General features: G+C 45.9%; 12 protein-coding genes. All 12 read left to right on the top strand.

Features of this window, described 5'->3' with window-relative positions:
- On the top strand, positions 1-411 hold a 411-nt coding region (locus GGR08_RS06260), incomplete at its 5' end, for a phage virion morphogenesis family protein (RefSeq protein WP_246350151.1).
- Entirely contained in the window at positions 408-929 is a 522-nt protein-coding gene (locus tag GGR08_RS06255) for a hypothetical protein (RefSeq protein WP_183194507.1), read from the top strand. The genes GGR08_RS06260 and GGR08_RS06255, both read left to right, overlap by 4 nt.
- A complete protein-coding gene (locus GGR08_RS06250; RefSeq protein ID WP_183194506.1) occupies positions 926-1519 on the top strand; it encodes a phage baseplate assembly protein V in 594 nt (197 codons plus the stop codon). The genes GGR08_RS06255 and GGR08_RS06250 overlap by 4 nt, the downstream gene beginning before the upstream one ends.
- A gap of 12 nt (positions 1520-1531) precedes the next feature.
- The gene (locus GGR08_RS06245; RefSeq protein ID WP_183194505.1) at positions 1532-1732 is read left to right on the top strand and encodes a hypothetical protein; all 201 of its coding nucleotides are present in this window, start codon (positions 1532-1534) and stop codon (positions 1730-1732) included.
- A gap of 3 nt (positions 1733-1735) precedes the next feature.
- Positions 1736-2122 carry a GPW/gp25 family protein gene (locus GGR08_RS06240; RefSeq protein ID WP_183194504.1) on the top strand — a complete coding sequence of 129 codons (387 nt, stop codon included), beginning with the start codon at positions 1736-1738 and terminating at the stop codon, positions 2120-2122.
- On the top strand, positions 2109-2975 hold the full coding sequence (locus GGR08_RS06235) for a baseplate J/gp47 family protein (RefSeq protein ID WP_183194503.1): 867 nt from the start codon (positions 2109-2111) through the stop codon (positions 2973-2975). Before GGR08_RS06240 ends, GGR08_RS06235 begins: the two co-directional genes overlap by 14 nt.
- Complete coding sequence (locus GGR08_RS06230) at positions 2975-4081, top strand: phage tail protein (RefSeq protein ID WP_183194502.1); 1107 nt, start codon at positions 2975-2977, stop codon at positions 4079-4081. Before GGR08_RS06235 ends, GGR08_RS06230 begins: the two co-directional genes overlap by 1 nt.
- Position 4082: 1 nt before the next feature.
- Positions 4083-7226 (top strand): DUF4815 domain-containing protein, encoded by a 3144-nt coding sequence (locus GGR08_RS06225; protein WP_183194501.1) that lies wholly within the window; start codon positions 4083-4085, stop codon positions 7224-7226.
- A gap of 13 nt (positions 7227-7239) precedes the next feature.
- Entirely contained in the window at positions 7240-8427 is a 1188-nt protein-coding gene (locus GGR08_RS06220) for a Bgr_08870 family protein (RefSeq protein ID WP_183194500.1), read from the top strand.
- A 9-nt stretch (positions 8428-8436) separates the two neighbouring features.
- Entirely contained in the window at positions 8437-8679 is a 243-nt protein-coding gene (locus GGR08_RS06215) for a hypothetical protein (protein WP_183194499.1), read from the top strand.
- A gap of 165 nt (positions 8680-8844) precedes the next feature.
- Positions 8845-10134, top strand: a complete 1290-nt coding sequence (locus GGR08_RS06210; protein ID WP_183194533.1) for a phage tail sheath C-terminal domain-containing protein — start codon at positions 8845-8847, stop codon at positions 10132-10134.
- Positions 10131-10649, top strand: coding sequence for a phage major tail tube protein (locus GGR08_RS06205; protein WP_183194498.1), 519 nt, complete (start codon positions 10131-10133; stop codon positions 10647-10649). Before GGR08_RS06210 ends, GGR08_RS06205 begins: the two co-directional genes overlap by 4 nt.
- The last annotated feature ends 17 nt before the right edge of the window (positions 10650-10666 follow it).

The raw sequence follows: 10666 nt of genomic DNA, 5'->3' as shown, positions 1-10666 counted from the left end.
ATGGGAACTTTAGCACAAGGGGTTGGTCGTCTCATCCAAGAGAGTACCAGGCGGCGGATTCAAAGTGAAAAAACCTCTGCCCAAGGAGAGAAGTGGAAAAACAATTATGCTCGCACCTCCATTCTTTTTGCCAGTGGGGCGCTTTCACGCTCCATTGATATGAAAGCTTCACCAGAAAAGGTGATTATTGGTTCTGGATTGGTTTATGCGCGGATTCATCAATTGGGTGGGGTTATTCGCCCGAAAAATGGCAAGACACTGCGCTTTTTTCTGAAAAGCAGCAAAGCACACCGCTTTATTTGTGTACATCAGGTAACCATGCCTGCACGCCCTTATTTGGGGCTTTCAGAAGACAATAAAGTGGAAATCATCAAAGCAGCGGAAGATTGGCTTGGAAGGATGTTTTCATGAGTCAAACGATCAAAAACGCTGGACGGATTAATGCCTTTCGTGAGGCGGTGATAAAAAGCCTTAAAAGGGCTTTGCCGGATGTGCGTGATTGCGCCTGTCAATTTGGGCGCTTTAATTTAGAAGAATTGGAAACACAAATGCTTGTGGCACCAGCTGTGCGTGTTGCAGTGTTAGAGAGCCGCTTACATTGTGTAGCTTCTGGACAGATGCGTGCAGATCTTCATTTAGGGGCTTTTATTGTGACGGCGGGCAAAGAGCGTGATATCCAAAGTTGGCTTTTGGCAGAAGCTATTGCGGTTTTATGCCATAGCGGGCAATTGTGGGGATTGACACATTTGAGTGCTCCGCGTGATGTCCAGATTGAACCAATTATCTCTGCGGCAATTAAGCAGCGTGGTGTGTCGATAAGCGTGGTGGAATGGCACCAAGATTTGCATCATTTGGGATACGATATTTTTTGTGATGCGGGACAACTTAAAGCTGGGTTGATCTCATGGGACAATGAGGTGGGGGTATGAATGACGCACATCTCTTAAGTGATACCTTTCGACAAATCATGAAGCGTCTTGATGCCCTTGAACGCTGTCTTGCCAACCAGCATATGCTTGGACGGGTTGCACAAGTTGATGGTCATAGGGTGCGGGTGAAACTTTTCTCTGAGAGTGCCAATGGACAAGCGGTTTTATCGCCTTGGCTACAAGCGCAAGAAGCGGCGGGGGCTGTTTCCAGCAATATGCCCCTCCATGTTGGTGACCCGGTGCGGTTGTTAAACCCCCATGGTGAGATTGGCTCTGCCTCTCTGGTTGTACGCGATAGCTATAGTGAGGATATGCTTAATCCAGCCCGTCACGCCGAAGAGTTGGCGCTCTGTTATGCCGGTGGAGCTTTGCGGATGACAAAAGATGAACTTATTCTCTCCCATGGGGAAAACCAAATTCATTTGAGTGCACAAGGTTTGGTGCTTTCTCATCAAGCAACCCGTGTTGAATTAACGGGCAGTGTGCAGATTGAAGCAAAAGATTTACAGCACAATCAAAAATCTGTTGGTGCAGGCCATGTTCACGGTGGAGTCCAAATAGGTCCTTCCACAACCTCTTCCCCCCTTTAAAGGAGTTTTATCATGCGTGAGAACACTTATGTTATTTTAACCAATGCCGATTTTGTTGCTGGTCAACGTTCACCGGGCAAGGGTGAGGAAATTTGTTTAAGTGAAGAGGCAGCAAAATACCCTTTGCTGCTTGGTCAGATTGCTGAAAAACCAGCCCTTGTTGTTGCGGCGACCCCAACGGTTTCTACCACAAAGACAAGCAAAGGGGCTTAAAGCATGCGGTGCGGGATGAGCGAAAAGGATGGCTCTCTCTTGTATGGCTTTGCGCATTGCCAACAATCACTCCATAAATGTTTAATGACAAGGGTAGGAACACGGGTTTTGCGTCGCCATTATGGGTGTGATGTCAGAGAATTCCAAGACGCCAATGCTGATCCTGCAACGATTTTACGTCTTTATCAAGCTATTGCCTGCGCACTCGATGATCCAGAATGCGGAGAGCCTGGATTTTCACTGCAGAGGATTGATCTGACCAAAGCAACGCGCGAGGGGACATTCCACTTTGTTTTAAGGGGCATTTTTTACCCCGATGGGCATTTGGGGGATTGGTCCCATGGGCAAGAGAGGCAATTTCCGCTAGAGGTCTGCTATGACAGAGTTTGAACATTTATCCCTTTCACAGCTTCCGCTACCACAAGTGATTGAAGAGCTTTCTGTTGAAAGGCTTTTAGAGCAAAAGATTAAGCGTTTAATGGATGTTTTTGCCGCTCATCATATTCCCTATAATGTGGAAAAGACCGCTTATGATCCGGTGGTCATTCAATTACAAGCGGCTGCTTATGAAGAGTTGCTGTTGCGCCAACGGATCAATGAAGTAGCGCGAGACAATTTACTCACATTTGCCCATGGAACAAGTTTAGATCATTTGGGGGATTTTCATGGGGTCACGCGCCTTTTGGATGAAGATGATGAGCGGTTTCGCCGCCGCATTCGCTTAAATAGACAAGGACATTCCACAGGGGGCACAGCGCCACGTTATCAATATTTTGCCCTCTCAAGCGATATCCATGTCAAAGATGCTTTTGTTTATCGTGAGGGTAAAAGTCCGCTTATTCATGTTGCGCTTTTTAGTGACGCTCCTTCAGGGGTGGCTGATGAGGCTTTAATTGCAAAGGTGCAAGCAGCCCTTGATGCTCCCCATGTTAAAATGACCAATGACCACATCTTTGTGAAAAGCGCGGTACAGCGGATGATCAATGTTTCTGCTGATTTTTGGTTGTTACCGGATGAAGGCTCCTTTGTTTTGGAAAGAGCGGAGCAGAATTTAAGAGCAGAATGGGCGCGTGCGCAAAGGCTTGGGCGTGATTTGTCTTTAAGTTGGATACTAAGCCGCTTGATGGTTGAGGGCGTTCACCATGTGAACATAACGCACCCCTTTGAGGATATTTTGGTCGCACCGGATGAAGCCGTCGCACTAGGGGATATTGTCTTGTCTGAACGGGGGCGTGCTTATTGATGCTTTCCTCACTTTTGCCCCCAAATTCGAGCTTGTTTGAACGTTGTTTTGCAGAAGCAATGGCTCTTGACCCTCACGTTAAAATGGCACTCGAAGAAATACCCCGCGCGAAATTTATTACGCGTCCGCCTTCTTGGTTGCCCTTTTTAATAGACGAATATGGCTTACAAGAATTAAACCCTTATTTCTCTAACCTTTATGATTTAATTGATCAGGGTCTTGCATGGCAAAATATTCGCGGCTCCCTTGCGGCAATAGAGATAGGGCTTGAATGGCTAGGGATTTCGGCACGCTTTCAACCCGCCTGGACGGGGCGAGCATGGTGGAATTCCTTTCAACTTGATTTTGATCAATTGCCTGAACAGAATTCTCTTGAAGCCATTGAAGCGATTGTGGGACGTTCCAAAAGCTTGCGCTCTGATTTTCGCCGTGGGACCTATGGTTATGATGTGGAAGCCATAGAGGGTGATATGTCACAGCTTGATAACAGTATGCTGGATTTTGAGAGTGGCATCCGCTTAACAGCTGGAGAAACATTGTTTTCTTTTGGACGCACAACACAAATCAATCATGTTCTCACAAAAGAAGAAGGCACATTGATTGGTAACTGGATTGATGATGGTGACGAAGAGTTAAGCTGGGACCAAATTGATTACCCTTGGGAGTTGGCAAATTTTCCTTGGTGTTCGATCAAAAAGCACGAACGCGATATATTGATGGCAGAATGGTTCCAAAACCGTCCCCTTTATCTGGCTTTAAGAGATCTCGATAATGCTCTGATTGGGTTTCGCAGATGCTATGCTGTAGCGCCTGTCGAACAGGTTTTAGAGGGTGTTTACAGCCATTGTGGCAACAGATTTAATCCTTCCCCAACAGGCACCATGCTGTTTCTTGCAGCACGCACAGATTTTGGGAATGTTGATGGCAAACAAGCCGCCTCTGTTTCCCTTCTCGTTCATGCCACTCCAGCAGAACAGATACCTCCTGGCAAACTTTGGTGTGACGAGGGTGAACTAAATGGGGGTGTGGAGATTCTTAAAGCACCCGTCAATATTCCTTTGCGTGCTGATGTTCGCGAACAATTCAAGATTTTATTGAGGTTTTAACATGAAGCATGAAAGTGGTTTACCCTTTGCAATTGACAGATCAATCGGCAAAGAAGAGCAACAAAGCGTGGTGTTTTATGGACAGCGCTCTTTTCTTCAAGCGGGTGAACTCAATGAAGTTCAAACCATCATCAGGGGGCGTCATGACCGTTTGGGACGCCTTGTGGCCAAAGAAGGAGACCGGGTTGAACGGGCTGATGCTTTTGTCAATAAAGACACAAAGACTGTGACGCTGACAGAGGGAAAGATTTATATAGCAGGTGATATTTTCCCTGTTTCAAAAGCTATTCTCAAGAATGTTTCCATGGTTGGGCGCTTGGAAATTGGTGTCAAATTGCAAAAGAAATGGGTGACTCATGAGGATGATCCAGAACTCTTAGGACAAGTGCCAGGATCCTTGGCAGAAGGAGAGCCCGGAGCGGCACGCGAAGTCGCAAAACTTGTCTGGGCTCTCAAAGATGATGACCAGCAAGGGACTTTTTTCCCGGTCTATATCTTACAAGATGGCGTTTTGATTGATCAAAAATCCCCCTCTCTGCTTGAACCAGCCATGCAGGCCATTGCGACGTACGACCGCGCCCATGGGCATTATATCGTCAAAGGTTGCCGTGTAACAGCTTTGGGAGCAAATAACGGTTGCCAAGTGTTTAGCATCCAAGAAGGAGAAGCCAATATCAATGGCTTTAAACGCAAACGCCTTGCCGCCTTGCGCCATGAAGAGATGGAAGATTTTTCGACAAGCGTTGTTCCTAGCGAAACGCATATTTTTTCGCCCCCAAAAGGGAAAACAAGTTTCACCTTTAAACCCTATTATTTTCCTATTGCTGATATTCAGTCTCTTTTGTTGACAAAAGAAAAAACCGTTACCGTCACCCGCGGTGCGGTTGCCGCAGGGCGTGATGGTGTTCCTGATAAAAGCATCACCGCGTTTATCAAAATTGTTCAAGGTGGAAAAGAATTTAAAGAAGGCACAGACTTCAAAAAAAACGGAGACACCATTGATTGGGCGCCGGTGGGCGACGAACCCTTACCAGGAAGCAGCTATACGGTGACCTACCGTTACCGCGCAAAAATCGTGGCTGATAAAGTAACAGCGCAGGAAATCACTGTCTCAAGGGGGGCTGAAGGCGGTGATATCATTGTTAGTTACACTTACAAACTCCCCCGCATTGACCGTATTGGTTTCAATACAGCGGGCAATGTGGTCTATATCAAAGGCATCTCAGCAGATCATCCCATGGCGCCTAGTGTTCCCGATGATGTGTTATCCCTTGCAACCATTACCAACAATTGGCTCGAAACACCACAGGTGGTCAATGATGGGATATGTGTTGCTCCCTATGATGAGATGTGGCGCTATTTTCAACGGGTGCTTTCGCTTGACCGGTTGATGCAATTAGAGCGTATTAAAAGCAATGTTGATGCAAAAGAACCCGTTGCTAAAAAAGGCATATTTGTCGATCCCTTTCTGGATGATTCTTACCGCGATGAAGGTTTTTTCCAAACAGGCGCTGTTGGCAATGGTATTTTACAGCTTGCCATTGACCCAACATTCTATACTGCTCCTTTAAAAGCACCTGTCACCCTTGACTGGACAAATGAAGTGATCATTGCACAAGAATTGACAACGGCTTGCGAAAAGATCAATCCTTATCAAAATTTTGCCTCTCTCCCCGGCACGGTTACATTAATCCCTGCAACAGATTTTTGGCATGTTGAGCGCACCGATTGGCTCTCTGGTGTCACCAATCAACTCACTATGGGCTGGAACCGTGGGAGAAGAATCCGTCAGACAGAAGTACGTGATGATTTGGTCAATGCAACCCAAGAACAAATCGATTTTTTAAGGCAAATTACGTTGAATTTTAAAATTGAAGGCTTTGGTAAAGGCGAAATCTTAGAAAGCTTTACCTTTGATGGCGTGAATGTCTTGCCAACAAGCCGCCTTGTTGCCGATAGCAAAGGCACCCTTGAAGGCACTTTCACGATTCCACAAAATATCACTGCTGGGACAAAAAGCGTTGTGGCACGGGGGAAAGGTGGAACAATGGCGACAGGTCTTTTTACCGGTCAAGGTGTGATTGATGTGAAAGTCATGCGGCGTACCACAACGGTAAAGATATGGACGAAATTTGATCCGCAAGCACAAGTTTTTACCCCCGATGAAACACGACAAATAACCGGTATTGACTTTCATCTTTGTAAAATCGGTAATCAAAACCATGATCTGGTGATTGATTTGGTCACCACCGAAAATGGCTATCCCACCGCTGATATCCAAGCACAAAGTTTTTATTCCATGAAGGACGCAAAGGTAGGATGGGCTGAGGCACGCTACGAAGTTCCCCTGTTAATCCCTAATGATCGTCTCACGGCTTTTGTGATTAAAACCGATGATGCTAATCATTCCGTCTCATTGGCAAAGCTTGGAGATTTTGATAAAGAACACCAAAGATACGTCTCAAGCCACCCTTACGTGACGGGACCACGCTTTTCTTCTGTCAATGCGCAAAGCTGGACTGCTCATCAAGATGAGGCATTGGCTTTTCGTGTGTTAGCGGCGCGCTATACACAAACGGAAAAACTTGTCGATTTAGGCAGCTTTGATCTTGTTGATTGTTCTGATCTACAAGTGCGTGCAGCCATTGAATTGCCTTCGAGCGCGTGTTCTGTCATCTTTGAAATTGAAAGAAACAATGGCACAATTTATCAACTGCTCCCCTTTCAGTTGCTAAGCCTTACCGAATATATCAGTGAAAAGGTAAAGCTTCGCGCCATTCTTAAAGGCACCGAAAAGCTCTCACCTATCTTGTTTGCTCCCGTTCAGTTGATTGCGGGGAAAATCCATAAGGAAGCCACCTATGTCACGCGTGCTTTTGCCTTTGGTGAAAAGGCAAGACTGACCAGCTATATCAAAACATTTTTGCCGGGCGGTTCAACTCTTTCACTGGAGATGCAGCTGGATGACGGCGCTTTTAGTCCTCTCACCTTAGACGAAACAGAACAATTATCCGAGCCCCTTTGGACAGAGCAAAAATTTATGAGCAGTGACAAAACAGCCAAACAAGCACGTTTAAAACTCACGCTTACGGGTGGTCCATCCGCGCGTTCCATGGCGAGTGATTTTGGCGCTGGCATATTATGAGAGGAAAACAGACATGACAAAAACAAAGAAACTCAACATGGAATTGCCAAAAGAAGGACGCTTTATCAGTTCTGAGTTCCCCATCTTGCGGGAAAATTTGTGCAAGATTGATCAGGCACTAGCGGATGTTGAGGAAAAGGTAGACGAAAAGGCGCCTACAAAGCATATGCATAGCATAGGTGATGTTGCAGAACTTGAAGCAGCTCTTGATGCCAAGATGGCAGCGGATAAAACCTTCACTTTTGCCGATTTGCGTGATGTCGAAGGCGCACAGGATGCAGCCAACAATTACATTCTCTATAAATCAAGCAATAATAATTTTACCTTTGGTAGCGCGATATCATTGTTAGGTAAGCATCAACATAAAACGGAAGATATTGTTGGTCTTGACGATTTTAGAGCCAAGATCAATGAAGATCTCACAGCCTATTATACGAAAAGTGAAATAGATCAATTAATAGCTTTATTAACCAAAAAACCTATCGAAATTCTTATGAAAGAAAGTGGGCCCATTCCATTTCCTGAAGGTGTCACTGATGACACAGAGGTAGAAATATGGGCATGGGGAGGCGGCGGCGGAGGAGGCGGTGATGGTGGCAATAATAAAAACGGAGGAGGAGGTGGTGGTGGAGGTCAACACGCGCGTGTTAAAATTAAAGTGTCTGATCTAAAAAAATCGCAAACAGTTCAAATTGGTCGTGGTGGATCTGGTGGCAGAAGCAACGGAAATTGGGGTGGAGATACAATTATCAAAGGTATTATTTGCGCAGGTGGAGGTGGCTATGGTGGTGGCAATGACAACACTCCTGGTGGCTACGTGAATGCCTATGGCAATCGCGGTAATGGAGGGATAGGCGGATTAGGAGGTAAAGGAGGAGGCACTTGGAAAAATAATCAACAAGATGGTCCGAAAAATGAGAGTTTTATTTTTTCCGGTGGCGATGGTGGTGCCGGTGGCGGTACAAACGGTAATGATCATGGAGGCCATGGTGGAAACAGTATTTATGGCGGTGGCGGCGGTGGCGGCGGTGGCAAAAAGAATAGCAAAGGCGGTTACGGTGGCAATAATGGGGGAGGTAATGGTGGTGATTACGGTGCTAACGGCGGTGGTGGCGGCGGCGGATATTTTCGTGGAAAAGATGGGAGTAAAATTGGCGGTGACGGTGGAGACGGAGCTATCTTGTTGAAATTTTTTATATAGGAGTTTTTTATGGAATATGCAGTTGTTGAAAATGGTGTGGTAACGAACATTATCGTAGCCTCAGAAGATTATGTTCACGGCTTTGACGGGGAAGCTATTCCTTCACATGAAGCACAAATTGGCTGGACTTATAAGGACGGAGTGTTCTCTCCTCCCGTATTGGATAAAAACAAAAAACAATCCGCATCTGGGCAACCAGCAGAGAAAGACGCAATCATAGAGCTACCTATAGGGGAGCCACAAAAAAGGTAAATAAGCTAAGTTATAGGAATGCTTGTTGTATAAGCGGACTTTGTATGATTTGTCCTTTTATTGCTCTTTTAAAGCCCTTTTAAAGGACTTTTTTTGACTGACACTGTCAGGCTTATGGAACATGGTGATGGTTGTTATGGTCTCTCCATTGATTTGGAGAGCAAAATGGCAACAGAATTTAATCATGGTATTCGCCTCATTGAGGATGGTCAAGCTTCTCGCCTTTTAGAGATGTTTAGCCAAACCGCCCTTGGGGCGGTTGTTACAGCGCCTGATGCGGATACACAAACCTATCCCCTTAATGAGCCCGTGTTGGTCTTTACCCATGAGACAGAGAAAATCCAAAAGCTTGGGACAAGAGGAACAGCCCTTGATGTTATCAATGCCGTGCGCGCGCAAGGGATTGAGGCACAAGTGATCCTTGTGCGGGTAGAAGAAAAGTCAACCATTGCTGAGACACAAGCCGAAATGGTAGGGTCAAGTGTTGCTTTAACCGGTGTTCATGCGCTAAAACATGCTAGAGGGCATTTAGGTGTGGAAGCTGGAATTCTCTTAGCGCCAGCTTATAGTGCAGGGCGCCTTGATAATGCTAAAAATCCGCTAGCAGATGCTTTAGAACAGGTTGCTGAAAAGCTACAAGCCATTGCAGTGTTCGATACGGGGGGCAAAAATACGGAAGAAAGCCTTGCCTTTCGCGCGGATTTTTCCTCACGCTTTTGTTATCTGATTGATCCCTTTGTGCGGGTAGCAGATAGTGATGGTGGTGTTAGTGTTAAACCAGCAAGTCCTTTTGCAGCCGCCATGTTTATCAAACGGGACAAACAAAAGGGGGGTGTTTTTTGGTCTCCTTCCAACCAAGATGTCAAAGGTATTTTAGGCACAGCGCGCCCCATTAGCTATTTTGATGGGGAAATTGATCATGAGGCTAATCGTCTCAATCAAGCTGATATTGCCACCTTTATTCCCGCCCGCCTTAGCCAAAATGCTCATGGGAAAACTGCTGCCAATGGGCGCATTTTATGGGGCAACCATACCACCTCGAGTGATCCACTCTGGCGTTTTGTCAATGTGGTGCGTACCCGCGCAGCCTTGGAAAAAACCATTATTAACAATTTACGTCCTTGGGCCAATGACGAGAATCTGACCGGTCAACATGTCATTGCCATTACCCGCAGCCTTACACAGTTTCTTGATGATATGATTGCGCGCGGTGCGCTTTTAGGGGGGCGCGTTTGGTTTGACCGTGATTTGAATTCAAACAGCAATTTGCAATTGGGAAAATTGCGGGTGGAATTTGATGCAGAAGAAGTGCCCCCTCTCGAAGACTTAAGCTTTGGAAGCCGGCGCAATGGTGCTTACTTTAATCGGCTCTCTGAAGATATCCAAAATAAAATGACCTATGCATTTGGCGATACGCTTGACACCTATCGCAAGGCAGCAAGGAGTGATGTATGACTTTAAGAATTGTTCGTGGTTTTACCCTGATTGTTGATGATGATGTCAATCTTCATCTTGATCTTGAGACGCTCAAACTTCCCACGTTGGAAGAAATCACCGAAACCTATCAACCAGGGGGCTCTGACATGCAAATTGATGTGAGTGGTCTTGGTGTGAAAGCTTTGAGCTTGCAAATGAAAATCCGCAGTCACACCCCAGAAATCATCGGTATCTTTGGTGGTCCTCCTGGTCTTCGTCATAAATTTACCGGCAAAAAACATGTGGTGTCTGAAGAAGATGGGCGCGAGCATGAACATTCCATTGATGTTACAGGGCGCTTGGTCAAAGTCGATAGCGAAAGCTTAACGGCTGGAAAAGCTACAGGCTATGATTGCGAGATCAAGAATGTTTGGGATTACACAGAATTTTGGGATGGCTCTGTTTTACATCGTTTCTCGTTTAAACGGGGTGGTTGGCTCGTGCGCAATGGGCAAGATATTGGTGGGCGTCGCCGTTCTATACTTAATTTATAGGAATTGATCATGACAAG

Source organism: Bartonella fuyuanensis (genome assembly GCF_014197255.1).
GTDB classification, from domain to species: domain Bacteria; phylum Pseudomonadota; class Alphaproteobacteria; order Rhizobiales; family Rhizobiaceae; genus Bartonella; species Bartonella fuyuanensis.
Note: the sequence above shows the minus strand (reverse complement) of the source record. Positions and strands in the feature narration are given on the sequence as shown.